22 protein-coding genes are annotated in these 25,769 nt (G+C 64.2%); 7 read left to right on the top strand and 15 right to left on the bottom strand.

Features of this window, described 5'->3' with window-relative positions; translation table 11 throughout:
* Window positions 1-478: 478 nt before the first annotated feature.
* Window positions 479-1,963, top strand: coding sequence for an MFS transporter (locus tag ACFFIC_RS12785; protein WP_377050840.1), 1,485 nt, complete (start codon window positions 479-481; stop codon window positions 1,961-1,963).
* A gap of 32 nt (window positions 1,964-1,995) precedes the next feature.
* On the opposite strand, the gene ACFFIC_RS12780 is transcribed toward ACFFIC_RS12785, so the two are convergent.
* The 6 genes from ACFFIC_RS12780 to ACFFIC_RS12755 all read right to left on the bottom strand — a co-directional run bounded on the left by ACFFIC_RS12780 (window position 1,996) and on the right by ACFFIC_RS12755 (window position 10,186).
* A complete protein-coding gene (locus tag ACFFIC_RS12780) occupies window positions 1,996-2,211 on the bottom strand; it encodes a translocation/assembly module TamB domain-containing protein (RefSeq protein ID WP_377050846.1) in 216 nt (71 codons plus the stop codon).
* Between the two features lie 37 nt (window positions 2,212-2,248).
* Window positions 2,249-3,625, bottom strand: a complete 1,377-nt coding sequence (locus ACFFIC_RS12775; protein WP_377050838.1) for a translocation/assembly module TamB domain-containing protein — start codon at window positions 3,623-3,625, stop codon at window positions 2,249-2,251.
* A gap of 116 nt (window positions 3,626-3,741) precedes the next feature.
* Complete coding sequence (locus ACFFIC_RS12770) at window positions 3,742-5,775, bottom strand: translocation/assembly module TamB domain-containing protein (protein ID WP_377050836.1); 2,034 nt, start codon at window positions 5,773-5,775, stop codon at window positions 3,742-3,744.
* 2 nt (window positions 5,776-5,777) lie between these two features.
* Window positions 5,778-7,667 carry an autotransporter assembly complex protein TamA gene (locus ACFFIC_RS12765; protein ID WP_377050834.1) on the bottom strand — a complete coding sequence of 630 codons (1,890 nt, stop codon included), beginning with the start codon at window positions 7,665-7,667 and terminating at the stop codon, window positions 5,778-5,780.
* A gap of 976 nt (window positions 7,668-8,643) precedes the next feature.
* A complete protein-coding gene (locus tag ACFFIC_RS12760) occupies window positions 8,644-8,886 on the bottom strand; it encodes a hypothetical protein (RefSeq protein WP_377050832.1) in 243 nt (80 codons plus the stop codon).
* 592 nt (window positions 8,887-9,478) lie between these two features.
* A complete protein-coding gene (locus tag ACFFIC_RS12755; protein WP_377050830.1) occupies window positions 9,479-10,186 on the bottom strand; it encodes an IS6 family transposase in 708 nt (235 codons plus the stop codon).
* 365 nt (window positions 10,187-10,551) lie between these two features.
* Between ACFFIC_RS12755 and ACFFIC_RS12750 the strand changes: the two genes are divergently transcribed.
* From ACFFIC_RS12750 to ACFFIC_RS12740, 3 genes are all read left to right on the top strand, one after another.
* The gene (locus ACFFIC_RS12750) at window positions 10,552-11,658 is read left to right on the top strand and encodes a nucleoside hydrolase-like domain-containing protein (RefSeq protein WP_377050828.1); all 1,107 of its coding nucleotides are present in this window, start codon (window positions 10,552-10,554) and stop codon (window positions 11,656-11,658) included.
* Window positions 11,659-12,062: 404 nt separating this feature from the next.
* Complete coding sequence (locus ACFFIC_RS12745; RefSeq protein ID WP_377050826.1) at window positions 12,063-12,773, top strand: methyltransferase domain-containing protein; 711 nt, start codon at window positions 12,063-12,065, stop codon at window positions 12,771-12,773.
* On the top strand, window positions 12,770-13,834 hold the full coding sequence (locus ACFFIC_RS12740) for an NAD-dependent epimerase/dehydratase family protein (RefSeq protein WP_377050824.1): 1,065 nt from the start codon (window positions 12,770-12,772) through the stop codon (window positions 13,832-13,834). Before ACFFIC_RS12745 ends, ACFFIC_RS12740 begins: the two co-directional genes overlap by 4 nt.
* Here the strand turns inward: ACFFIC_RS12740 and ACFFIC_RS12735 are convergent.
* The 5 genes from ACFFIC_RS12735 to ACFFIC_RS12715 are packed head-to-tail and all read right to left on the bottom strand — an operon-like array spanning window position 13,826 to window position 17,072.
* A complete protein-coding gene (locus ACFFIC_RS12735; protein ID WP_377050822.1) occupies window positions 13,826-14,089 on the bottom strand; it encodes a hypothetical protein in 264 nt (87 codons plus the stop codon). The two genes, ACFFIC_RS12740 and ACFFIC_RS12735, sit on opposite strands and share 9 nt — an antisense overlap.
* Before the next feature lie 57 nt (window positions 14,090-14,146).
* Window positions 14,147-15,496 (bottom strand): class I adenylate-forming enzyme family protein, encoded by a 1,350-nt coding sequence (locus tag ACFFIC_RS12730; protein WP_377050820.1) that lies wholly within the window; start codon window positions 15,494-15,496, stop codon window positions 14,147-14,149.
* Entirely contained in the window at window positions 15,497-16,183 is a 687-nt protein-coding gene (locus tag ACFFIC_RS12725) for an SDR family NAD(P)-dependent oxidoreductase (RefSeq protein WP_377050844.1), read from the bottom strand. It abuts the gene before it with no gap.
* Between the two features lie 11 nt (window positions 16,184-16,194).
* The gene (locus tag ACFFIC_RS12720) at window positions 16,195-16,488 is read right to left on the bottom strand and encodes a hypothetical protein (RefSeq protein WP_377050818.1); all 294 of its coding nucleotides are present in this window, start codon (window positions 16,486-16,488) and stop codon (window positions 16,195-16,197) included.
* A 50-nt stretch (window positions 16,489-16,538) separates the two neighbouring features.
* Window positions 16,539-17,072 (bottom strand): acyltransferase, encoded by a 534-nt coding sequence (locus ACFFIC_RS12715; RefSeq protein ID WP_377050816.1) that lies wholly within the window; start codon window positions 17,070-17,072, stop codon window positions 16,539-16,541.
* Between the two features lie 349 nt (window positions 17,073-17,421).
* Here ACFFIC_RS12715 and ACFFIC_RS12710 point away from each other — a divergent pair, with 349 nt between their 5' ends.
* The 3 genes from ACFFIC_RS12710 (at window position 17,422) to ACFFIC_RS12700 (ending at window position 20,580) form a co-directional block, all read left to right on the top strand.
* A complete protein-coding gene (locus tag ACFFIC_RS12710) occupies window positions 17,422-18,312 on the top strand; it encodes a hypothetical protein (RefSeq protein WP_377050814.1) in 891 nt (296 codons plus the stop codon).
* Window positions 18,296-19,267: an IS5 family transposase gene (locus ACFFIC_RS12705; protein WP_377050812.1), complete on the top strand. Its 972-nt coding sequence runs from the start codon at window positions 18,296-18,298 to the stop codon at window positions 19,265-19,267. The genes ACFFIC_RS12710 and ACFFIC_RS12705 overlap by 17 nt, the downstream gene beginning before the upstream one ends.
* A 383-nt stretch (window positions 19,268-19,650) precedes the next feature.
* Window positions 19,651-20,580, top strand: a complete 930-nt coding sequence (locus tag ACFFIC_RS12700) for a transglycosylase SLT domain-containing protein (protein ID WP_377050842.1) — start codon at window positions 19,651-19,653, stop codon at window positions 20,578-20,580.
* 50 nt (window positions 20,581-20,630) lie between these two features.
* Here the strand turns inward: ACFFIC_RS12700 and ACFFIC_RS12695 are convergent, their stop codons facing one another.
* From ACFFIC_RS12695 to ACFFIC_RS12680, 4 genes are all read right to left on the bottom strand, one after another.
* Window positions 20,631-22,955, bottom strand: coding sequence for an MHYT domain-containing protein (locus tag ACFFIC_RS12695; protein WP_377050810.1), 2,325 nt, complete (start codon window positions 22,953-22,955; stop codon window positions 20,631-20,633).
* A 113-nt stretch (window positions 22,956-23,068) separates the two neighbouring features.
* A complete protein-coding gene (locus tag ACFFIC_RS12690; protein WP_377050808.1) occupies window positions 23,069-23,896 on the bottom strand; it encodes a segregation and condensation protein A in 828 nt (275 codons plus the stop codon).
* Complete coding sequence (locus ACFFIC_RS12685) at window positions 23,889-24,578, bottom strand: hypothetical protein (protein WP_377050806.1); 690 nt, start codon at window positions 24,576-24,578, stop codon at window positions 23,889-23,891. Before ACFFIC_RS12685 ends, ACFFIC_RS12690 begins: the two co-directional genes overlap by 8 nt.
* Before the next feature lie 50 nt (window positions 24,579-24,628).
* Window positions 24,629-25,660: a tyrosine-type recombinase/integrase gene (locus ACFFIC_RS12680; RefSeq protein ID WP_377050804.1), complete on the bottom strand. Its 1,032-nt coding sequence runs from the start codon at window positions 25,658-25,660 to the stop codon at window positions 24,629-24,631.
* Window positions 25,661-25,769 lie beyond the last annotated feature (109 nt).

Below are 25,769 nucleotides of genomic sequence, written 5' to 3'. Positions count from 1 at the left end.
GGACTGCCGACGAGGGCAACCAGACCAACCATGGCAAGAAGGAGTGATAATCTTAATTGCACGACTGCACCCTGAACAGAAGGGCTCGTCTATGCAACCTCTCATCGCGTGTGGTGAGCACAAAGCAGACCACTGGCGCGGCGTCGTTGAGCAAGACAGTTCTTTTCGATGCGTTCAGTGTTAGATGAAGTCGGCATTCGCGTGGGGCCCAATGCTGGATCGGCTAAGTTCCCGGGCGTTTGGTGCACCGGATCGCCGGCCAGGAAGGCTTAAAGTGGACTCCGGTCGGTTGGTGTTTTGCTCATTCGGGGAGGGGTGGTGGCTCCACTGCTATGAGGAGCGAAGAAGGCATCTATCCCGGCTCTTTGTGATAGCCCGAACTGTGCTGGCGCAGGCTGATAACTGGTGATGATGCAGAAATGAAGAAGGCTATCCCGGTGCCGTCCGAGAACACACGTCCTGCGTCCATGAGACCCGCATGAGCGCCGCACCAAGGGGCGGGCTGCGGACGCGTTTGGCGATGCTAAACCGCCGCACTGCGCCTCCACTGCTGATTTATCTCGCCGCAGGCGCGAGCGGCTTCTCAGCCATTGCGGAAACCTTCTGGGTTCGGGACCGGCTTGGGCTTTCACCGCAGAGCCTGCTCGCTCTCTCGGCGTGGCTCACGGTGCCCTGGACCATCAAAATGGTTGTGGGTCATCTGGTGGACACGGTGCCTTTGCTTGGGTCACGTCGCCGTGCCTATGTGCTGCTGGGCGCACTCCTCCAGGTGGCCGGAAACCTGATGCTGGCTGCGGCCGCCGCAGGGTCGACAGCTCTCTTTCCTGCGGAGGCCGCATACATCGCGGCCTCGCTGCTTGTGGTCATCGGCCTTGTTATCCAAGACAGTGTTGCCGATGCGCTGACGACGGAGGTCGTGGAACGGGTGGGCCCAAACGGTACGCCCCGTAACCCAGACCTCATCAAAGCAGAGTTGGGGGAAGTTCAGGTGCTCGGCCGTGTTGCGGTTATGGCCGGCACCTTTGCCGTTGCTGGCGCGGGGGGCTGGTTGGCGCAGTTACTCCCGGCAGCAACCATGTTCCTGCTTGCCGCGCTGCTGCCGCTCCCCTCCTTGTTCGCGGGGTTCCTGCTTCAGGAATCGGGGAGTTCGAAAGACGCTGTTCCCACGCCACCGGATCGACGGGTGCTCTGGGGTGGCTTCGCCTTTGGTACAGCCATGCTCGTCCTCGCGCTTGCACAGCCGCCTTTCGCCGAGGAAATAGGATTTCTGCTTGCCCTCGGTGTTCTGCTGGCACTGCTGCGGGTGACCGTGGAGGGAGTGCCGCTCGCGACGCGCCGGGCGATGCTGGCAGCCGGAATCGTGATCTTCGCTTATCGTGCCACGCCGCCGCCGGGGCCGGCGCTGCAGTGGTGGCAGATCGAAGTGCTGGGCTATGACCAGGGCTTCTTCGGGACGCTCGCGCAGCTCGGAAGCGGCCTTGCCATAGCTGGTGCACTACTGCTCGGGGGCCGATTGGTGCGCTGGCCGCTTGCGGCCGTGTTCTTCTGGCTCGCAGTGCTCAACGCGCTTTTTATGCTGCCGACCATCGGAATGCTCTTTGGTCTGCACGAGTGGACGGAGCGCGTGCTGGGCTTCGGTGCCCGGACCATTGGCCTGGTGGACACCGCCTTCTCCGCACCATTAGCCCAGCTCGCCATGATCCCGATGCTGACGCTGATCGCGATGCACGCGCCGGAGGGAAGGCGCGCCACCTGGTTCGCGCTGATGGCTTCTCTGATGAACCTCGCGCTCCAGGCCGGAGCAATTGCCTCCCGCGTCCTCAACGCGGCCTTCGTGGTCGGCCGAGGTGACTACGCCGCGCTGCCCGACCTGGTAATCGCCTCGACGGCGCTGGGACTGGCCTTGCCGCTCCTCGCCATAGCAGCACTTGCCCGGCGCCTGGATCGCGCCGGCGGGGCCTGAGCGGAAAGGAAATCCCTGGTCCGGCGCCCGCTTCAGTACTCGAATTCGTAGGTAAGTCCCAGGCGGTCACCTGCCGCGCCCGTCGCCGTCTGCCCTTCAAGCTTGAGACGGGGCGTCAGCTCCACCTCCACCCCAACGCCGGTCTGACCTCCTTGCACGCCTTGCCGGATCCCCAGGTAAACTCCTGGCGCCACATAGCGACCAGCCTCCGCCGCGGGTCCGCTGCCCGCCTCTGTTCCACCCGCAATGCCGAGGCGGTCAAGGCCCAGTGCACCGCGTAGCTGATCAAGGGGCTGCTCCCCTCCCCCCCCCGATGCCCGTCAACTGCGCCACGGCCGCTGCGATTTGGGCGATCTCGAAGGGTGAGAGCCGGTCCGTCGAGCGGTCGAAGAGCAAGCGCGCCAGGATCTCGTCTTGCGGCAGCTCCGGGGAGGAGCTGAAGGTGATCTCAGGCTTTGTCGGCGTGCCCTGCACCGCGACGATGATACTCGTGCTGCCGGCTTGGCTGCGTGCCGTCAGGTCCAGCCGCGGCATCAGGGTTCCATTGGCAAAATCGATCCGACCACGATCAAAGGTCAGCCGCCGGGCCAGGACCGACAGCGTTCCCCGTCGCAAGTCAAACCCGCCTTGGGGAACGGGCTCTGCCAGCGTACCGCCGATGCGCAGACCGCCGCCAAGTTCCGCATCCACCCCGCGGCCCCGGACAAAGATCTGCCCGGGTACCATGATGGCGACCTCCAGCCGGATAGGAGGCAGGTCAGCAGGTGCCGCGGAATTTGAAGCATTCGGCTGCGCGGAGGGAGGCAGGATTGCGCCAGGCGGGGGCGTTCCGCGCACCCGCACGTTTTCCAAAACCGGCACGCTTGACGGGATGCTCTGTGGAATCCGAACCTCGGCTCGCTGCACCCGCACCTGACCGGAGAGCAACCCATTCCCTAGCAGTGGCCCGACAAGTCGCAGACCAGCGTCAACGGTTGCTGTGACGAGGTCGGACACCGCCGGCCGGGCATTGCGCGCCGTCAGCGTGAGGTCGGCGGGAAGCCCATCGACGCCAAAGTCCACATCACCCCGGAGCGCGATGGTGCCGCCCCCCACGGTGCGCGCCCCAAGCCGTTCAACAACGAGGCGCGTCCCCTCACCGACAATGGTCCCAGAAATGTCCCTGACCCGGACGCCATAAACCGGATTGCGGTACTCGCCCCCGCTGAGGGTGGCGCGCCCGCCGAGTTCCGGCGCGCTGAGTGGGCCACTGGCCCTGAGCGCAAGTTGCAGGCGCCCGGTCACGCGGTTCGCGCCGGCCGCTAGGAAGGGAGCGGCCAGCGGCTGCAGCGCCAGGCTGCCCTCCAGCCCCGCTTCGAGCTGTGCGGTGTTACCAAATCCCTGTGGGAGCGTGGCCGTGAGCGTCAGCCGACCGGCACGGCCGGCCTCCAGTTCGGCCCTCAGCCGCGCCGCACCCGATACCCAACTGGCCTCGGCGCGCAGGTTCAGGCTGGGAAGGCCGTTCGACCACGACGCGCCAGGACGGAGGCCGCTGCCACGAAGGGTCGCCCGCAGCTCCGGGCCGGACGCGAGCCCGGTGACCCGGACCTCGCCCGCAACTGTGCCGATAGGCGAGAGGTCCGGCAGGAACCGCCCGGCCAGAGCGACGGAAATGGAGGACAAGTTCGCGGTGAGGTCGGCCCGGTCCGGACCCCAGCGTCCGAAGAGGTTGATTCGTCCGCCTCGAGGCACCGCCAGAACGAGGGGAGCACCGAGCGAGACACCTCCGTCATGGCCAATCAAGGCCCGGGTAGGGGCGGCGAGGCGGATCGTCTCTCCCACAGCCTCGACCCGCAGCGCTGCAAGCTCTGCCTGCCAGCCCTGGTCCGCCACCGCCAAGCGGCCGCGCGCGGTGAGCGAGCCCTGCTGTGCCGAAGCCTCTGCCCCCACGCAAACGCGCCGGGCGTTCCCTTCGCCGTGGCGCGCAGCCGGCCAGAGTTGCCGGCATAGGCAAGCCGGGGGGCCTCCAGGGCCAGATCAAAGCCCTGGACGCCGTCGCGTGGGCCGAACTCTCCGCTTGCGCGGAGCTGCCCTTCCAACCCTTCAATGCCGGCGAGCCGCCCCAGCGGCGCCAGCGCGGGCGCGTCCAGCTGCGCGGAACCATCGAACAGCAGCGCATCGGGGTCGAGGATGCCCGTCGCCGTCAGCACACCAGGGCCAACCTGCAGCCTCGCCTGTTCCAGACGCAACCGCCTCGCGTCCGGCCTGCCCCGCAGCACCAAGCTGACAGGCTGGCCATCAAGGGTCGCCTCCAGTTGTGCCTCGGCCCAGGGAGCGGTGGCCGGCGCCTCCAGGCGAGCATCGAGGCTGATCCCCCTCAACGTCCGACCGGCCAAAGTGAGCTGTCCGGAACGGGCCGCCAGGGTGACCGTCGGATCGCTCAGCGGTCCCGCGACCTGGGCCGTCGCTTCCAATGCGCCCTCCGATCCTGCGCCCAATACCTCCAGCCGCGGCAGCACAAGGCGAGCCGTGAGGTCTGCAGGTTCTGCCAGCGACCCCACCACGGCGAGCTGCCCCTCCTGGCCCTGAAACGTCATATCGATCCGTGGGCCTGGCAGCGAAGCGGTGCCCGACAGGGTAGGGCTGGCCCCCAGCACGGCATCTGCCTGCCGGATGCCGGTGGTGAAGGCGCGGGGCGTGGCCTCCAGCCTCACCTCCGGGGCCGACAGGGTGCCGGTGACATGCGCCTCCGCCTGCAGCGCCTCCCAGGCCACGCCTTGCGGCAGCAGCGGGGCAAAGCGGGCTGCCTGGTCCAGCGCCAGACGTATTGTCAGGTCGGGAACCTCGCGCGCGATGTCAAATGTGCCGTTCACGCTGCCCTGTCCCGAGGGCATCTTCAGGCGCAGTTCAGAGATGGCCAGCGGTCCGTTGGCTGACCGGTCGGCATCGAGCGTCAGCTGCGCGGGGAAGAGAAGGCCGGCGTACTCCGCTGGGACCAGCGGCGCCGCTCGGGCCTGGCCCTGCAGCCGCGCGCCAAAGCTTCCGTCGGCAAGCGAGCGCACCGTGCCCTGCACGTCGAGCGCGATCTCCGGCCCGAGTTGCGCCTGGACTGACAGGGCAGCGCCGTCGGCAGGCCCATCGAGGTTCAGTTCCAACGTCACCGGGTGCTGCGGAAGCCCGAGCAGGGTGGGAACAAGTCCGCCCTCGGGTTCGCGCAGTTCGACGCGGGCATTCAGCCGGTTGGCCTTGGGGGCCAGGGCGAGGTTCAGGGCGACGCTGCCCTCCCGATCGAGCCGGCGCAGCGAGAGATCGGCAGCAAGCCGCCCGGCCTCTAGCCCGGCACTGCCGGTGAGAGAGAAGACGGCGGCCTGGCCTAGCACCGCCTCGGCCAGTTCCAGCCGCTGCACGCCCAGGTGGTCGAGCGAGAGGTCCACGGGCAGGTCTGGCAGGGCGGGCAGCAGGCCCCCCTGGCCGGGCGGCGGGTTCCCCGCCGGAGGCGAAAGGGTGGGGGCCACCGGCAACCGCTCCACCCGCACCAGCGCGGCATCCAACGCCTCCAGCCGCAGCACGCCGCGGAGCAGCGCGGTGGGAGCGAGGTCCAGCCGGACCTCCTGCATGGTCAGCCAGATGCCCTGCGCGTCCGACAGGGTGATGCGCTCCGCCACCGGGGCCGCTCGCCAGGCGCCGCTCAGCCCCTCCACCCTGAGCCCCGGTACCAGGGTCTCCAGCTGCCGTTCGAGAAAGGAAGGGCTGCGCGCCGCATCGTCCTGCGCCATCGCCGCGCCGATCAGGAACAGGGCCAGGGTGACCAAAGGGACGAGGCGCGGAGCCACGGTCAGAATGCCTGCCCGATGCCGACATAGATGCCATAGCCGGAAGAGCCGACCTGCCGCACCAGGGGTAGCGCGACATCCGCCCGGATCGGCCCGATCACCGTGTGGTAGCGCACCCCAAACCCCGCGCCGGCGCGCAAGGAAGAGGTGTCGGGAAACGTGCCGGTGCCGACTGTCCCCGCATCAACAAAGGCGACGCCCCCCCAGCTCTCGCCGATGCGCTGGCGCCACTCCACACTTGCTTCCAGGAGGCTCGCGCCGCCCAGCGGCCGGCCCTGCGCGTCGCGTGGGCCGATGGACTGGTAATCGTATCCCCTGACCGATCCACCGCCACCGGCGAAGAAGCGTTGGTGCTGAGGCACATCCAGCCGGTCGCTGCCGACCAGGGTTCCGAAGCTGCCGCGCAGCGCCAGGATGCTGCGCCCATCTCCGAGCATGTCCTGGTATGTGCTGACGGTAACGCGGAGAGGCGTGAAGGGCGCTGTTTCGCGGAAGCTCCAGCCCGGTGTCAGCCTTCCATTCACGCGCCACCCCTTGGTCGGATTTAGCAGGCTGTCGGTCCCGTCCCAGCGACCGGTCAGCGCCACGCCGGCGATCTGGTATGGCCGCAGGGGACCGCCGGGCAGGCCGGACTCGCCGATATCCAGCGTGGGACCTATGCCGAAGGTGAGATGGTCGGAAACCCGTTGTTCCAGGATGGCCGAAGCCACGCCGGCGTCTCGGTCATAAGCCCGGAGGCGCTCGCGAAGCGCGCCAGCCGTGGTGACCAAGGTGAGGTCACGCCCGAACAATCCGGGCACGCCCAGCGTGGCGAAGGCGCGATAGGTGGAGCCGTCGACGAGTGCGCCGCTGCCGAGGCGCGCCACCTCGGCCTCGAGGCGCAGCCGCTCGGCGCTGCCGAATAGGTTCCGATGCTCCCAATAGACCTGGACGGAGGGGCCATAGTTCGTCTCATAGGCGGCAGTGATACCGATGGCGTGCCGCGGGCGCTCGGTGACGTTGAAGGTTACGGGCAGTTGTCCAGCCCTATCCAGCCGTTCGCCCGGTTCCGACCGTACCGAGGCAAAAGCGCCGAGCGCCATGATCCGCTTGCGAGCCTGCTCCAGCCGCTCCGGGCTGTAGGTTTCGCCGGCAAGCTGGTTCGCGGCGAAGCTGACTAGGAAGCCCGGATCCACGCGCTCCGTCCCGGCCACCTGCGGCGCGCCGAAGCTAGCCTGCGGCCCTAGGGCCAGGGTCCACGCCACCTCCATGCTGCGCCGGTCGTAATCAACTACCGTGTTGCGCCGCACGACACTGGCCAGCGGGTAGCCAGCGGCCAGCAGGCGCCGGACCAGTCTCTCCTCCGCCGCGAGAACCGGCGCGGCAGCAGCCGGGTCACCGGGCGAAAGGCCGATGTCCTCCTCAGTCACCGCAGCAACGGGCGCCATGCCGTCCTGCGTGCTCGCGGAGACCACGATGCTTGAGAGTGTGTAACGGGGGCCAGGCTCGGTCCTAATGCGTACCATCACCGGGCGCTCCTGCCCTTTCTCCAGCCGCTCCACCAGCTCCGAGGTGCTGAGCGCCAAGGACCCAAGAAGGATCTGGATAGAACCGCCCCAGTAGCCTTCGGAGTGAAGGGCACGGGCCAGGCGCTCTCGGTCATCAGCTGCGCGGGCGACAAGCCCGAAGGCAGTCGTGGGCGCCTCCTCCCGCAACTGGATCAGCCGGGAGACTGCTGAGAGCGCATCATCGAGCGCTGCATCGCCAGTCGGAGCGATCTGGACTTGGTAAAGAAGGAGATCTGCGCCTACCTCGTTCGCCGCACCAGGATCGACCGCCCTCTCCTGGCCCGGCGCTACTCGGCGGTGCGCCTCCTCACCGCGGCTTGAAACGGCGGGCAGAAGGGTGAGCAAGAATGCGATGGCGGCCCCGAGTGGGACAGTTCCGCAAGCGCTTGCCGCGCGACACTGCGGGAATGTGCCTGGATCAGGACTGGTAGCGGGAGCGCGCATCGAGCTGGTAGCTCCAGTTGACAAGCCGTGCCACGAAGGGCTCAGGCGCGTTGAGTTTTCCGCTGGGAGCAACATCCCTTGATGCAGATGCATAGCGGTGCCACCTCTCGCTGCTGAAGCAGCGCACGAACCCTTTCTGCATTCTCAAACGCAACTCGCGCCCGCATCAGAGTCCGTGGGGAACCGTTGCAATCCAGAGCAACATTTCCAGTCCGCCTGGCGTGAACGCGAAGACATGGGAGGAGTACCGTCCGTGTGGCACCATCTACGCAGTTAACCTCAGATCACCAAAGCATTGTCCGTCGGCTAAGACGCACCGTACACCGGCCTGGCATGGCGATGCAGACGTCCTTGTGAGCGTTGATGAAGAAGCCGTACCAGCACGCCATAATCAGCGCTCCCTCAGGGAGATCCCAAATTGGCGCAAGACGTCCACCATTGTGTGTCAGAGACTGCGTCCCGTAGTGAGCCGATTATGCCCTGCCCACCTTGCCCCAAATCAAGTTGGCAGATTGCGCCCGCAGGCGAGTTCACTCGCGTAATCCTCGCCAGACGGCAACCATCCGGCGTTAAACTGCCACCACTCTGTATAATTTCCTCGATCTTTTCCCGCGACGGGCAGATCTGGATCTGCGTCGGATCTGCCGCGAGCGTTGGTTTAACCGTAGCGAATGACGCAGCCAGGAGGGCTGCTGAAGTTAGCAGGTGAAAGCGTTGCATAGGCAGGCTCCTCGATGCAGGCAGTTTGATTGCAGAAAGCGCTGAACGCGACACTGGCTTTTTCGGTGTCAACGCGAGCATTCCCGGCGCGTGTCTGGACAACGCCAATTGTCTGGGCTCAGCGACAGAAGCGGCTGCTGGCGGGAGCTGACTAGGTCTACCGCGCCGGATCAGAGGCTAAATTGGCGGTGACCATATGCTCGCGCCGATCCGCTTCGGCCTTGACGATCAGGACCGATGCAGCTGCCAGGGCCAGGAAGGTACGAAGATACGGGATCTCAAGAAAATAGCAGATCGCTGCCGCACCACCCAGGATCGCGACGGAAAGCCACGGCCTTGTCCTGGTGATGGACCAGAGAGGATCGAATAGCCGGGCGAGCGTTCTGAAAAGCACGTGCATGTCGCTTCTCCCTAGTTTGCATTGTGCAAGTGATCCTTAGCGCTCCCATTCACCACCTAGGGATACTACGTATGAAACCATGGCACCTTCGTGCCTCGGTCAACGGCGAACGCCCGATGTCTGCAGCCTCCAAAGAATGCGTTGGGCCCAACCGCCCGGTGCGGACGCGGCGGCTCGCGGAGGGACGTGCCTTGCGGATGTCGGCGCCGCCGGGTCACTGCCGAAAGGCGTACCCCGTAGCCAAAGCCCATGATTCTCGACGTGACCCGCGCGGGCAGGCGGCGAACCAAGCCAGTGCCGCCTCGATCGCAAGTAAGGGGCAGCCCAGCAATCCATGGAGCCCGGCCAGGAGCCGGTGCAGCCGCCAGGGCTCCTGCTCTGGCCTTTCTACAAACGGCTCAGCCTCACCCGAGTGCCCGCCGCCGTCTCGCTGTGCCTTGGTGCCGCCGGTCATCTGCTCAGCAGCTCACGATGCCACGCCACAGGATGTAAAATCGTTAGCAAGCCCTTCCGCCAAAACTCCCGGTGAACTTTGGGGGCTCTGTCAGATCTCGCGCCAAGCCTGACAACGTGAGATGCAAGCCCGTTCGGCCTACGCTGCCTCGAGGATTGCGAGCGCAGCAGTGGCACGACGGAGATGAAGCAGGCGTCGGCGGTTGGCGGGGATGTGCTGGCTGTGGCGGGTCTGGAGGCGAAGGAAGTTGCGGAGTTCGTCATAGCTTCGACAGAACCGCTCCGCTGAACCGAAGCTCTTGAAGCCGCGCATACATCGAATGCGGCCTTTCACGCCCCGATGATCTTGTTCCAGTCTGTTGTTCTTGTAAGCGCTGGTGCGATGGACAACCCGCCGGCCGAGCGTTGATCGGATGGCTCGTGGGTAGGAGCCGTGTCCGTCCGTGGTCACTTGGTCGGGGACTTGGCCGGTGACCGACTTCGCCGAGCGAAAGAAGGCTTGGGCCGCCGCCATGTCGCGGTGCTCACTCAGCATGGTGTCCATGAGGTCACCGTTCCTGTCGATCGCCCGATACAAGTAGCACCAGCGTCCACGGACCTTCAAATATGTTTCGTCAACGTGCCAGGAGCGACGCCCGGGGCCGCCCTTTGCTCGCCGACACTGGCGCAGTTCACCCGCGAGAACCGGCGCGAGCTTGGCCTCCCACTCCCGCACAGCTTCGTAGCTGACTACAATCCCGCGCTGGAGGAACATCTCGCTGATATCGCGCAGGGTCAGCCGGTAGCGCAGGCGCCAGAGCACCACGAGGGCGATGACGTCGCTCGGGTACTGCGCCCGGTTCAGCACCCCCGAGCTGCGCTCGTTGCACCCTCGGCCGCAAGCGCGGCACCGGAAGCGCCGGTAACCCTGGGCCGTACGGTCCCGCCGCTCAGTCACCTCGGCCGATCCGCAGTCCACGCACTCCATCCCAGGCTCCCAGCCGGCCCATCAACCGTCAGGAGCCTATCCACGCCTGCCCCAGCTCGCCAATCCGCGCACTCCTGGCGCGAGCTCTGACAGATCCGCTATCCAGGCCATCTGCGGCCCGCCGCAAAGTTTGCAACACAACCTCAAACAATACATGGAACAGCCGGCGGGCTAGGCTGAGGCACCACAGGAGGATCAGAATGAGCAGAGCCGGCGTCGAGCGCTCAAGAGGAAGGATCTGAACCGTGAATGCCGGCAGAATGTGGGTCCGCAGCAATGCTGCTTATACCCGCCGCTTTGTTCTAGGCGGCAGTGTAGCTCTCGCAGCCGAGCGCGCGGTCAGCCCTGCGATGTCAGCCGAGGCTGGTTGGCCAGCCCATATTAATGCTGCAAAGCCACGCGTCTTCGTCACGACCGATGCCGGTGGGTCCGACAAAGACGACATGCAGAGCCTGATCCATCTGCTCCTCTATGCCGACGACCTGAACATCGTCGGCTTGGGCTCCGCTGCCGCACGATTGGGCTTTGGCAGGATATCCGCGATCCATTCGGTGATCACAGCTTATGAGAAGGACTACTCCACACTCCTTACCCATTCGGCAAGTTATCCCACCCCCGCTTACCTACGCAGCATCGTTCGTGCAGGCCATCCTGCTCCGCAGCCGGAGGCGGGTGTTTCCAAGCCCACCAACTCATCACGAGCCATCATCGCAGCCGCCAGGGCAGCCAGCCCAACAAGGCCGCTCTGGGTACTCACCTGGGGAAGCCACGGCGACCTGGCCCAAGCGGTCCACGATGAACCCGGCATTGTTCCGAACATCCGACTCATCTCGAGCGGCAGAGACGGTCAGGATCCCAACGCGCACCGCTATTTGCTGACGATGTGGAAGGGCAGATTGTGGTGGATCAACGGAGCCGGTAGCGGACGAGGCATCTATGCTCCACCAAGTGGCCACAACAATCCTGACAGAGCTTGGCCCCGGCCAAACGCGCGTGGCCACGGCGCACTTGGGCGGCTCTTCATGGCCAACAGCACAGATCTCTACGGCGCCTTTGATGGTTGGAGACGAACCAACGGCTTGAAGATGGGTGATACCTTTTCGGTTCTCTACCTCATCGACCCTGGCAGAAATTTCGACGATCCAACCGCGCGTGGCTGGGGCGGATCCTATGTTGCGGATAGCCCGCTCTACTGGATTGATAGTCACGACCCGGCTCTGGCCTATGGGGGCTACCGTGGCGCTAAGACGGTCGCCGACCACAAGGACATCTTCCTGGCTGATTTTGCCGCTCGTTTTGACCGTGCTCAGACCGTGAAACCGGCACATACCAATCCGACACTTAGAGGTTAGGGATACGGAGCCCTTGAACGAGGTGACCAAACACTACGGTTCGATGGTGAGACCGGTGTGACGGATCACAGCGCTTTCGGCACGTGCGCCTTCTTCCAAGCAGCAGCTGTGGCGCGACTGAGAGAGCACAGCTGCTGTCTCGTCGCCCCTCGTAAGCCTTTGACCAAGGATGCCGGCAAACGGCCTACCAAAGCACATCTCATCGACAGTGCCTGACAATCAGCCGAGTGCGGCAAGAGATAAACGACTTCATCGTCAGCCGTTTTTGGTAGGCGCTACCGCGAGAGGTGAACTGCGTCAGCGTAGACGAGGTTCCCTCAATAAAGACGTGAACCGGATGGCATCGCGACAGAAGTTTGCCGTAGCCGCACCGATTCAGTGTGGCACACAAGGGAGTAGTGTCGATGGTTTTGCGAACGGCCCGTTCGGTTGAAAGTCTGTTCGACGCTGTCGCACAGGAATACGAGACAAACTATAGTGCCTCTTGGTACAAGGCCCACTCGTTGCTGCTCGTTGAGCTTACTGCCCGAGGGCAGCCGGTCGAGCGCGTTCTCGACGCGGGCTGCGGGACCGGATTCCTGCTTCGGCAACTGGCACGGAACGACGCGGCGCTCGATGGCGTCGGCGTTGATCTTTCTGGCGGGATGATCCGGGAGGCTCGCAAGCTTGCCCAAGACGAGGGATTGACGAAGCTGCGCTACCATCAGGCGAACTGGGAGGACCCGGGGTCATTGGCACATGCGGAACTCACCACCGGGCATTTCGACCTCGTGGTCTGCGCCAACTGCCTGCACTACTTCTCAGATCCGCAATCCGCGCTTCGCCGTATGCGAGAGATGCTACGACCCGGAGGGCGGATCCTTCTTCTCGACAGAGCGGCCGACGGCTCGCCGGCAACGGTTCTCTGGGACCTTGTCCATCGCTACATCCTTCGTGACGAAGTGCGCTTCTACACGACCCAGCAACTCAGGACGCTTGCTGAGGCCGCGGGGTTCACGCGGGTCGAAACCGCTGCACGTCTGCGCCGTGTTTTCTGGAAGGGGAAGCTTAAGACGAGTCTTGCCGTTATTGCGGCAGAAAACCCGTTCGTCCCCACCACGAAGGATAACCTATGATGAGCCACGACGTGATGCCTCTGCCGGTTGAATACGAGGCCCTCCGGGGAAAACGCTGCCTCGTGACGGGTGCGGCGGGCTTCATTGGCGGTGCTTTGTTTCGCCGACTGGTGAGCTATGGCATCGACGTGACGGGAACGGTTCTCCTTCCGTCGGAGGCGGAGGAACTCCGCCGCGAGGGCCTGCGCGCGGCCGTGCTCGATCTGTCGGCGGATAACAATTGGGACGAGATGCTGCGCGGTGCGCAGGTGGTGTTCAACATTGCCGCGATGTTCCAGGAGACTGAGCAGAGCGAGGACATGTACGACAAGGTCGACCACCGGGGCGCGCTTCGCCTGGCCGAGACCGCCCTGCGCATGGGGGCCGAGCGCTTCGTTCATTGCAGCACGGTTGGGGTTCATGGCCACGTGAAGGAGGTGCCGGCGACGGAGGCGACCGCCCTCAATCCCATGGATCTGTACCATCGCACCAAGTTGGCCGGCGAGGTCGCGATCCTCGATCTCGCGAGGCGCACGAGCCCCTCGCAGATGGCGATCACGGCTATCCGGCCCGCCATGGTGTACGGCCCGGGTGACCGACGCATGCTGAAGCTGTTCAAGACCATCCTGGATGGCCGCTTCGTCATGGTGGGTTCCGGCCAGGCCTGGACGCATCTGGGCCATGTGGAGGACAACGTGGATGCGTTTCTCCTCGGGGCCGTCGCGCCCGCACGAGCGGTGCACGGGGAGGCCTTCAACATCGCCTCCGCGGAGCCGATGCGCCTTCGGGAGCTTGTGGAGCTGATCGCGCGCGAAGGCGGAGTTCAGCCACCACGGCTGCGTGTTCCCCTTGCCCCCGTCTGGGCGGCGGGCGTGGTGGCCGAGGTGCTGTGCCGTCCCTTCAAGGTCCGGCCGCCGCTGTCACGGCGCCGGGTCGGCTTCTTCACCCACGACCGCGCATTCGATCTCACCAAGGCGAAGCAGCGGCTCGGCTACAGGTCGCAGTGGGCGCACCCCGAGGGGGTGCGCAACACCATCGCCTGGTATCAGGAACGAAAGCTTGTTGCCCCGCGCTCAAGGTAAGAAACTCGCTAGCTGGGCTTGAACAACTTGTTCAAGCCGCTTGAGCCGTAGCTGAGTGCCGATCTGTTTGGCGCTTAATGGGCTCGCGCAGAAAGCAGCATCGGGTGTCCGTGCCAGTGGCTCCGCTGCTTCAGCTGGCACGAACAGCTTGTCCTCAGCGCGCCAGCGACGCAGCCGCTTCAACCCGGTGATGATCTCAATCGCGCCACCGCCATCAGCGTCGCCCTTACGAACGTCACAAAGGTCAGCGAACATCCCCCCTCAGAACAGGCGCCACTCGGCGGACGGATATGTCTGAGCGCATGCACGCTGCTAGCGAACCACCTTCTGTCGATCATTTACCAATGACTTAGTAGTCGAGGTGATCTTCACGGGAACCTTGTACCTTTCCAACCTACCCAAACAGTGTTGGCGGACAAGCTTGCGCAGCGTGGTGTCATCAACACCACCAGCAGCAATGCGGACGGAGGCCGTTACGATCTCGCCGAGCATCGGGTGAGGCTCCCCGGACACCGCGACTTCGATGACATCCTCAAGTTCCTGAACAACGGCTTCCACTTCGGCAGGAAAAACTTTCTCGCCACCGACGTTTATGATGTCCGACTGGCGCCCCAGAACGCGGATCCAGTCCCCCTCAATTTCAACGAGATCGCCAGTGCAAAACCATCCGTCGTGAAGAACTGAGTTGTCAGAGTTAAGATACCCGAGCATCGTAGTAGGTGACTTCAACCAAAGTACGCTGTCCACGATACGAGTATGGACCGTCCGCGACTGAAGCTTGATCCAGCGGCTGTCATCGCCGCGAGTTTGAGCGCGAGGAGCGCCGAACTCGGACGCACCATACTTTTGGCTGATCTTCACATTAGGGAAAATTTGCTGAACGCTGGTTAAAGTTGCCAAGTCAATGGGCTCTGATCCAAACGTAATAATTTTCAGCGAGGTCAGATCGACGCCATGCGGGATTTCACCCATGCACATTAACTTGAGAAAAGAGGGAGATACTGGCAGCACGGCGACTGACCAGCGTTCAATCAGATTTATGATTTCTCCCGGGCGTCGGTTCTTAACTAGAACTAGGTCACCACCAGCGTGTAGCGTGTAAAACATGGTATCAATGCCGGCGATATGGTCGAACAGAAGGAACGCCATAGTAGTATAAGGTTTTAACGCGCCCGAGTATCGCTCCAAGAAGCGTTCAAGATCATGAAGGACCGCCTTCGGCTTGCCCCCGCTGCCGCTGGTAAAAACAACGAAGCCGGATCTCCCCTCCTGCCGAAGCTTTCTGAGAAGGAGGTGTGGAGCATGCTCCTTCAAAGGACGAAAAAATCTCGCGCCGTCGGCATCCCACGAAAAAATGCCCTCTGCGCTAGTCTCCTCCAGCAGCGGCAGTGGGTTTGGAAGATTAGGCGAAATGAAGACCGCAACGGCCCGTCGGCGGAATAGAGCCAAGGCCATTGCGATTGCTGCAAAGGAGAACTCAGCCTGCAACCCAACGACCGCACCTGCTTGAACCGCATGGTGGTCAAGCGCCTCGGTCGCTTCCTCGACGGCTTGAGCAAGAGCTGAGTAGCTGTACTGATAATCTCCTTCCACGACAGCGCGGCGATCCGCATAGATGCGGAACTTATCAAAAAGTCGATCAAGGTGTGTCACGTTAAGCATCTATGATACGCCACCAAGAAAGAGGACCTGACCGGTGACGAAGTCGCTTTCTTCCTTCAAAAAGAAGTCTACTCCATTGGCCACATCCTCGAAGGTTCCCAAGCGCTTTATGGCTTGCGTGTTGAGCAATGCCTGCATCTTTGCCTTGGAAACTCCCTTGATGAGATCGGTTGCTACCGGTGTAGGTCCGACCGCATTGACGGTGATACCGTAAGCTGCCACCTCCTTCGCCATAATGCGTGTAAAAGACTCTACTGCTGCCTTGGAGGCCGCATAGGCGGCTTCGCCTTCAAGGCGTAGCGGCGTAGCGACGGTGGCAAAGTTGACAATCCGCCCCCGCTTCGCACGAAGCATCACCTTTGCGGCTTCCCTGCAGAAATTAAAGGTTCCAAAGACATTTGTGCTGAAAACGTTTTTCACCGTAGACAAAGGTGTTAGCAGCATGTGGTTCATAGAGGCGATGCCGGCATTGTTGATCAGCGCATCGACCTGACCGAATTCTGACATCACAGTTTTCATCATCGCTTGAACCGCCCGCTCATCTGCTACATCCAAGCAAAAATGCCGGTATCCGGTGACGCTCTGCTCCATGTCAGTGCGACTGCACCCAACGACTTGCCACCCTCTCTCAAGGTAATAGTCAACCAAGTACCGGCCGATACCCTTTCGAGTGCCAGTTATAATCATAACCCTTTTTTTCATGATGCAGTCAGTTCCGCTTCGATGAAGGTCGTAAGAGAATCGACTGTTCTGAACGGGCTGTTACGCATTGACATTGCTTTTTCACTAGCAACCAGGATATTCGAAGAGAACTCCTTGTTTATCTCAGCCTCAACGGTACTCACGAGAAGGACTAGGGACAATGAGTCGATGCCATTATCACCATCGAAAATAATCGTATTTTCATTTGGATTGTTCAGATTTTCGTACTGCATCTCATCATTCACTTCTCCAATCACACGAGTAACGATCTTTAAAATCCGTTCACGCATTGTTTTGTCCTTTAGGATTCCGGTTGCAAAATGCGAGCAGATCGCCGTGTTTACCGACGGAGGATTATCTTCGCGGGCGATCCCTGCAAAATAACATCGTTCGGGTACTTTCGATTTACGAGACTTCCGGCAACAATAATCGTGTTGTCGCCAATAACTGCGCCGTCTGTAATCGTAGATCCTGAACCAATCCAAACGTTGTTGCCAATTTTTATACCCCGGGACACTATGCCCTGGTCTTCAAGATGCTTATTTTTCTCTCTGTAAACATAGGCTTGCCCCACAATGTTAACATTTGGGCCGCATATAAAGTTGTCACCGATAAAAATGCCCTTTTCTCCAGCTGAAATGAAGCAGCCATTTGCAATGCCGCCTCTGTCACCTATTACTAAAGGCCCCTCACTCGCTTTAATTTTGCTAAAAGAGCCGACGACGCAGCTCCGTCCCAAGGTGATGTTAGAGCTCATATCAACTTCTGCACGAGTGCTGACCTGAGCTCGAGATTTCAAAAAGAAATACGCGGTAACAAGAATTCCAGGGGTGCCAACCCTCATCAATCCTTTAAGAAGCTTGCCTTTCTTCACGCCCACCTCCTTGCGTGCTGATAGCGGCCGTTTGCAATCGGATTGAATCTGTTCGCCAACAACGAAATAATTGCCGGTAGCAAACTCGATCGTGCTTTTAATCGTAGCTGTCGTTCAACCCACAATTTCCGACTCCATTTTAGTGGTTTGCTGCTCACCCGATTTGCGCTTGTTATGGAATTATGACCTGGCCGTAATGGTATGTTGCGGGTGCGTCAAGCCGCTTGAGTAAGGGTTTTAGCTCAAAGTTCTGTCAGATCGACGGTACCATTGGGACTGCCGCGAGATTGGGGGTGCGAGGCCGAGAGGGTTAGTTTCAGGCCTGTTTTCCCGTCGAGGTAGAGACAGCGTGGCCTGGATCGTGAAGCTGGTGAGCATCGGGGCCGAGGGCGAAGAATACAGCACCGACGTCATGCGGATCGCCAAGCCGGACGACCTCACCGATCTGGCCAGCCTGGGCCTGACCTTGGCCGAGGGCAAACGGCTGCTTGCCGGTGTCCAGCGGGAGATCGTCGCGGCGCAGGCCCGGGTTCATGCCGCGCGCCGTCCGGGGTGCCGCGGCTGCGGTGGCGTGTGCCGGGTGAAGGACTACCGCCAGCACGGGATTGCGACGCTATTCGGCCAGGTCAGGGTCTGGCTGCCTCGCTTTCGCTGCGGCGGATGCGGCGTAACCGAAACCGGCGTGGGATGGCCATCGCACGCCCGCTCGACCCCGGAGTTGGATCGGCTGCGGGCGCAGTTTTCCGCCCTGATGACCTACCGGACCGCCGCCGAGGTGCCGGCGCAGTTGTTCCCGGTGGACGCAGGCACTGATCCCGAGACCTTGCGCCGGCATACCCTCAAGGTCGCCGGGAGCCTGCCGGTGCCGGCGACAGCCGAGCCGGCAGCTGCTGCCGAGGCGATCGTGGTGACCTTGGACTCGACCTTCGTCCGGAGCTGCGAGGAGGGCGAGCGGCACCTGGAGGTCCGGATCGGCAATGTCGAGACGACGAACGGAAGGCGACAGGTCTTCGGTGCTGTCGCCAAGACCGACACGGATCCCGCGGCGCTGATCCGCCGCAGCCTCGACGCGGTCGGGCGCACCGCGGGCACGGTGCTGACGGCGTTCACCGACGGCTGTCGCGGGCTACGGCGCATCCTCATCAGAGCGGGCTTCGATGGGCGTTGGTGCACGGAGCCAAGCAGGGTAGTCCAGCGAAAGCTAGGCCATTACGCTCCTGGACATGCCCTTCAAGCATAGTGCCGCCCGCCGCCATCGCATTCCCAAGGCTCGCTATCGGGTCCAGAACTGGCCGGTCTACGAGGCTGGCCTGAAGCGGCGTGGCGACCTGACGCTCTGGCTTGATGAGGCCGCAATTGCGGAGTGGCAGGCGCCGCGACGGACCACCCCTGGCGGCCAGGCCCGGTACTCGGACGCAGCGATTGAGTTGGTACTTGTGCTGCGGCTCGTCTCCCATCTCGCCCTGCGCCAGGCCGAGGGTTTCGCCACGAGCGTGCTGCGGCTGCTCGGGCAAGCGCTGCGCGTCCCGGACCACACGACCTTGAGCCGACGCAGCCGCATGTTCGTCGGGCGGCAGCCGAAGGCCGTCCCACACGGCCCGCTGCACCTGCTGATCGACAGCACCGGCTTGAAGCTTTACGGCCAGGGCGAGTGGGATGAAGAGAAGCACGGGCGGACGCACCGATCCTGGCGCAAGCTGCACCTTGCCGTGGACGCCGGCACTGGTGAAATCGTCACCTGCCTGCTAACCGACAACGCCGCCGATGATGCCGGTCAGTTGCCAGCGATGCTTGAGCCGATCGAGAGCGAAATCGCCTCCGTGACAGCGGACGGTGCGTACGATGGCGAGCCGGTTTACCGGGCTATCGCCAGTCACCAGCCCGATCTGCGGCCGGTCGTCGTCATCCCGCCGCGATCTTCGGCGGTGCCGAGCACGAAGAATACCGATGCGCCAAGCCAACGCGATCGCCACATCCAGCTCATCGCCGAGAAGGGACGCATGGCTTGGCAGAGAGAGACCGGCTACGGCCGCCGCAGTCTCGCGGAGACCGCGGTCGGCCGATACAAGACGATCATCGGCCCGAAGCTGCGCGCCCGCCTCTTGCCTGCCCAGCAAGGCGAAGCCGCCATAGCCGCTCGGGTGCTCAACCGCATGATCCAGGTTGCAAAGCCAGTCTCGACGCGCCCCACCTGACACCTCGGACCGGATGGGGCCAGTCCTGTCTGCTCACCCGCATCCATGCACCAACGCCGCAGCGCGCCAACACGCGACGCGGGGGCGCCCACCATGAGTTGTGCAGGAAGAAGCGTGGCGTCCTAAGGTGGTGATGACGGTACTTTATTCCCGGACAAGATGCCCTGCTCCGTGTCGGGGGACGTGTTCCACACTCGAGTTCTTCTCCGCGAGGTGAAAGCAGCCGTAACCCTGTGCCGTTGAGTGAAACTGCGGTTACACGATGTTCGTTCTTCCGCGACCCTGCTCTGCTGCTCCGTTCTGCACAGCCGAGCTCCGACCTTACGGAAGGGAACCTCAAGTTGTCTGCAGTTCAACTCACCGCTGCTACAAGCGGCGGCGCGATGACGCCTGCTCGGTGCTTCACTTGGCTCCAACGAGGTATGATGGGGTTGAGCTCGCTCCTGGTTGTTCTGGCGGTTTCCACGCCTGTCGCGGCGAAACGCCAGGAAGTAGCCCGTGCGGACGTTGCTCATGTTCGCCAGCGCCCTGCAACGCCAGCAGTCCGCGCGCGCGCGGTTGGGCGGCTACCGGACGAGCGCCGCGCACGCACGTCATCCCGCACTCCGTACCCGGTGCCACGCGCTGTCACGCGCAGCGCCGACCGCAACGCCGCTGTTGTCGCGCTTGCACATGCTGGGCGGCTCAGCGATGTTGACCCGGCTGTCCTGCACGCCATCGCGGGGCGAGAGAGCCAGTTCAACCCGACTGCGAAGAACCCGCTTTCGTCCGCCCGTGGCCTGATGCAATTCACCCGAAGCACATGGCTGGAGGTGGTGCGTGACTTTGGCGCGCGACACGACCTTGGCGGTTATGCCGCGGCGCTCAGGACGGATCGGCAGGGTAACATCACGGCACGCGACCCACGTGTTCTCGCGAGAATCCTGCGGATGCGCGATGATCCTCAGCTCGCAGCCGTTATGGCATCCGAGCGGATCGGGCAGCAGCGGGCTGCACTGGAACGCGAGCTCGAGCGTCCGGTCACACCAACGGATCTCTACCTCGTTCACATGCTGGGCCCGCAAGGGGCACGCCGCTTCTTGACGGAGCTCAGGCGCAATCCGACGGCGTCGAGCGTCGCAGTGGTTGGTGCGGCCGCTCGCCCAAACCCGGGTGTCTTTGAGAGACAGGGCCGTAGCCTTCCCCTCTCGCAAGTGTACCAGGAGGTTGCCGAACTGATGCAGCCACGCGCTGCTTCCAGTTTGCAAGCCAGCGGGACAAAGCAAGATGAGGCCGTACTGACGGCGGCCTTGCTCGCGTCAACAACACCGTAAACAGGCTCAGCTCTGGCGCGCCGTATCGTGCTGGCACAGCCCGAGCGCCTTCAGGAGAGTATCGTCCCTCCTGAGCTTGAGGTGCTTCGCTCCCGCAAAGGGATAATCTTTGCACCCGCTGCCTGACCACAGGTGGCACTGACCGCCTGCGCCAGTGCAGCTTGGTTGAAAGGCTTGCCGAGTCTGAGCAGGCTATCGTCGCTCTCGGACGGGAGATCCGCGTAGCCGCTGACAAGAAGAACCGGGATATGCGGCTGCTCGGACCGGAGCGTGCTAGCCAGCTGGGTGCCTGTTATGCCGGGCATAACCTGATCGGTAACCACAAGATCGACCCGTTGGCCTGCCCTCAAGATGGTGAGCGCCTCGTCCGCCGAGGCTGCCTGCAGCACTATGTGCCCGAGGTCCTCCAGCATGGCGCTCGTGTTGGCGAGCACCAGGGGATCGTCGTCAACAGCCAGGATCGTGAGCGGCACCGTGCTCCCTGGTGCAGCTGCCAACTTCGTCGCTGAGGCGGCGGAGCCTGCCTCAACCGTCCCCTCCCCTGCCGGGAGCCAGAGCTCCACCGTGGTGCCCTGCCCTGGTTCGCTCCGGAGCAGGAGACGTCCCCCAGACTGCGCGGCCAGTCCCTGCGCCATGGGCAGACCGAGCCCCGTTCCCTTGCCAATCCCCTTGGTGGTGAAGAACGGCTCCGTGGCCCGGGCCAGGGTGGCCGCATCCATGCCCACGCCGGTATCGGCCACGGACAGCAGCACATACTTGCCCGGCCTTAGTCCCTCCGAGGCGTCGGGCAGCAGTACCTGCTCCGCGGCGGAGATGGTGAGCCGTCCGCCTCCCGGCATGGCATCCCTGGCATTCACCGCCAGGTTGAGCAGAGCGAGCTCCAACTGGTTCGCGTCCACATGCGCGCGGGACAAAGAAAGAGGAAAATGGGTGTCGATCTGCACCATGGGCCCGATGGAGCGCTGGAGCAGCTCGGCCATGCCGCGCACAAGCTCCGGCACATCGACAGGCTCTGGCTTGAGCTCCTGCTTTCGGGCGAATGACAGGAGGCGCTGGGTTAGGACAGCGCCGCGCTGGACACCCTGGAGGGCGTTTTCGATAAGAGCGGCCGACCTGGGATCCTCGGGAACACGTTTGCGGAGGAGTTCCAGGTTGCCCATGACCACGGCGAGCAGGTTGTTGAAGTCGTGGGCCACGCCCCCGGTGAGCTGTCCCATTGCTTCGATCTTTTGCGACTGCCGCAGGGCCTCTTCGGCCCGCTTACGCTCGGTGATGTTGGTCAGGCCGCCCAGCACCCGAGCGGGTGTGCCCTGCTCGTGCCATTCAACGCGAGCGGAGGCGACAACATCCAGAAACTCGCCAGCCTTGCTGACGACCTGGTACTCGACGTCCCTCAATTCGCCGTTGTGAAAGAGCCTGGGCCAGTCGGTTTGCAGGAACTGGCGGGCGGACGCCTCGGCTATGAAGTTGACCAAGGGACGGCCGATAACCTCCTCGCGCCCGTATCCCAGCAGTTCAAGCCATGCCTCTGTGACGTTCTCGATCCGGCCCTCCCGGTCGAGAGAGTGCAAGGGGAGCGGCGTGAGCTGATAGAGGGAGCGAAAGCGCTCCTCGCTCCGGCGCAGCGCCACCGCCTCACGCTCGGACAGCACGGCAAAGCGGCGGTCGACCATGGCCGCAGCCAAGGTGAGAAAAAGAATAAGGAAGGTCGATGCCGCCACGGCGAGCGCCAGGGTCAGCTGACCCAGGCTGGTGGAGCCGTGACCCATTTCGGCATGGGAGTGGGCCGTGAACACGGCTCCCTGCATGCTCGCGTAGTGCATACCCGCGATCGCGAACCCCATGGCAACCGCGGCGCCCATCTTGGTCACGAGGCGGCTGGTTCGCATCGCGAGCCAGAGCGCGACCGTGGCGGCGCCAATGGCGATCAGAACCGAGGCTGCAACCCATGGCCAGGCATAGCGGAGGTCCGCCGGCATCTTCATGGCGGCCATACCAAGATAGTGCATCGCGACAATAGCCAACCCCATGAAGAGCCCGCTTGCGAGGACCAACACAGGCGCTGGGCGAGGCCTGCTCACGACCGCGAAGCTCAGGCCAGTGGCTCCAATCGGCACGACCAGCGACAGGAGCGTCAAGCTGAGGTCATATCCCAGCTCCATGCCCGGCATGCTGAAGGCGAGCATGGCCACGAAGTGCATGGCCCAGATCCCACCACCCATGGCCAGGGCGGCTGTTGCAAGCCAAACGTGGCGGGCCCAGCCCACCGATGCGCGGACACGGCTCGCCAAGTCCAGGGCGGTAAAGGAAGCCGCGATTGCGATGAGCACAGACAGGACGATCAGGACGGTGTCATGCGACCCGGTAATGGTCATGAGGTGGTATGTTCCTGCCGGAGTTCACGAGTAGCACTTGCACCGGGCAAACCTTAGCTTGGCCTGGGCCTGACCGATACGAGTGTGGTTCAAAACTGCCCGATCCATCCTGCTCAAGGTTGGGCCGTTTCTACCGTGATGGAGCCGAAGGGCTCGTCCTGGCGGACGTTGAGCGCCCGTTCGCGGGCGAGTTCCAGACCCGCAACAAGGGTGCTTGCGACGGCTGCCCGGAGGCGTAGCGGCCGGTCGGAAGCCATGGGAGTGACCACAGGCACGCACCGTTCCAGTGGCAAACCACCAGGGTGTTCTTGGAGAAGTTCGGCTATGCGCAGCATCGCGTCCGAGACACGCCAGAGGTCGGGCGGTGCGGGGCGGTAGGTTGGGGGTGCCTCAGCCCCCTGCCCTTCCCTGTCCTCCAGCATGGCGAGGGTCGCCTCCAGGAAGGCGACGTACAGCTCCGCCTGCGGCCTTGGTGGGGCTGGGGCACCTTGCCCTCTCGCGAACACCTCCCTCCCAAGCTCTGGCCGCGCGGCAAGCCACTCGACGCCGGCCCGCATGCGGGCGAGCTCGTCCAGCTGCTCCAGGCGCCGCCTGGCCTCAGCTCCCGCCTCCTCCGCCGCCTCCGGGCTGGCAGGGGCGAGGAGTTGCGCCTTGAGCAGCAGGAGCTGGCTCGCCATGACCAGCCAGTCGGCCCGCCGCTCCAGCCGGATGCCGCCGCCGCTGTTCTCGATGGCCTCCACCAGTTGGTCGGTCAGCCGCAGGATGGAGAGCGGGCCGAGGTCCACCCGCTGGCGGCGGACCATCTCCAACAGGAAGTCGAGCGGCCCCTCAAAGCCCTCCACCCGCAGGTGCGGGCTGGTCTGGTTCCGGCCGGGTTCGTGGGCGTCCCTCCCCTGCCCTTCCCCGCGAGCGGTCTCCTCCAGGTCGAGCGCCTCACCCACGGCGGGCCCGCCCGCGACTCACAGAGGCTGCGGCCCGCTCCTCACTGCTGCTTCCCTCTGGGGCTCTCGCCCTGCCCAGCGCGTAATCCGGCTCAAGCACAAAGGAGAGCTCTGGCCAGTTCCGGCGGAGGCGCAGCACCGCCTGCCAGGGCGACCAGTCCGCCGACCAGAAGCCTACCCGGAACTCGCCCATCTTCTTCCTGCGCCCGTCCAGCTTGCCGGGCAGCGCCTCGACATGCCGCAGCGGGCGGGTGGTGCCCCAGTGGGCGGCAAGCCAGTCCCGGCTCGCCGCCTCCTCCGGGCCGAGCCTCAAGATGGCCGCGGGTACCGGCAGCAGCCGGTGCAGGTCGAGCGGGCAGCTGCGGTCGGTGTCGATGCGGGAGAGGGCACGCTGGTGGTTCAGCGCCACCGCCTCCCCGAGCCGCCTGACCAGCAGCTTGGCGCCCGCGAGGCTGATGGCCGGGGTTCCATCCTCCGGGGCTGCCATCAGCAGCAGGAACTCCTCCTCCAGCGCGGCGAGGTCCAGCTGCCAGGGGATCACGCCCGCGCCTGCCGCCGCGGCGGTGAACCGCGCCACCTCCTCCGCCGGCCCGCTCACCGCCAGCGTGTTGCGCAGCCAGTCCGTGTACGTCCGCTCTGGCCGCCAGGAGGGGTCCTGTGAGTCGGGTTCCGCCTCCTCCACGAGGACAGTCCCCCTCCCCCTTCCGCGCTCAGGCCCCACCCCGCCCCCGCTCAGAGGTCTAGCAGCCTGGCCGGGCTGTCCTGCGTGATCTTGGCCCGCCTGCGGTAGCCCTGGGTGGTGGCGATGCTCCGCTGCCGCGTGTGGTGCATCACCTGCTCGTCCAGCGCGCCCTTCAGGTAGGCCTCCGTGATGAACCCGGCCCGGAGCCCGTGCGGGGACAGCCGCTCGCTCTCATGCACCACCAAGTTGGCCATCTCGGCCCTTCGCCGCAGGATCCGCCACACCCCCTGCGGGGTCAGCCGGTCCTCCAGCCCCCCGCCCGCGCTCACGCGCCGGAACACCGGCCCCCACTCGATGCGAGAGCGCTTCAGCCAAGCCTCCACCGCCCGCACCGGGCAGGACAGCGGGTTCAGCCCACGCGGGACGCCAATCGAGGCCCCCTCCCCCTCCTGGTCGCGCTTGGAGCGCGGGATCAGCACCGTCATGCCTTCGGAGGTGAAGCGCAGGTGCTCGCGGTCGATCGCGACCAGCTCGGAGCGCCTGAGCGCGCCGGCGAAGCCGACCAGCAGCAGCGCCTTGTCCCGCACCCCCGCCACGTCCGTCCCGCAGCTCGCCAGCAAGCGCTTGACCTCGGCCGAGGTGAGCGCCGCGGCCGGGCGCGCGGGCTTGCCATGAGTCGCCAGGATGCCGCGCATGGTGGCGCTGATCGCCGGCTGGCGCGTCTCCCAGAGGTGACCGGCCTGGCGGTGGTGGTGGGCGATGGCCGCCAGCCGCCGACGCAGGCCGCTCCGGCCCAGCGTCGCGGCAAGGCTCGCCAAGTGGCCGGCAATCACCACCGGCGCCGCCGGCAGGGCCACCACCCCACCCAGCTCGCACCACGAACAGAAGGCGCGCCAGTCGGACGCGTAGGCCCGCCTGGTGTTCTCCGACAGCGCCTGCCCGGCATAGCCCGCGGCTCGCGCCACCGCCTCGCCCACCGGACCCGCCAGCACCGCCAGCGCCTCCGCCGGCAGCGCGCCCGCGGCCAGCCGCACCACCGACGAGGGAACGGCCGGCGGGCTTGACCCGGGGCGCTCGGTCATGCCGTGCTCCTCGCCCGCTGAGGCAAGGAAAACCCCGCATTGGCTGGCGATACCGCCGCTGTCCCTGTCAGAGTCCCCACTCCCCCATCCCGCTTCAGCCGATCCGGCG

Source organism: Muricoccus vinaceus (assembly GCF_042433125.1).
In the GTDB taxonomy this organism is placed as follows: Bacteria; Pseudomonadota; Alphaproteobacteria; order Acetobacterales; family Acetobacteraceae; genus Roseomonas; species Roseomonas vinacea.
Note: the sequence above shows the minus strand (reverse complement) of the source record. Positions and strands in the feature narration are given on the sequence as shown.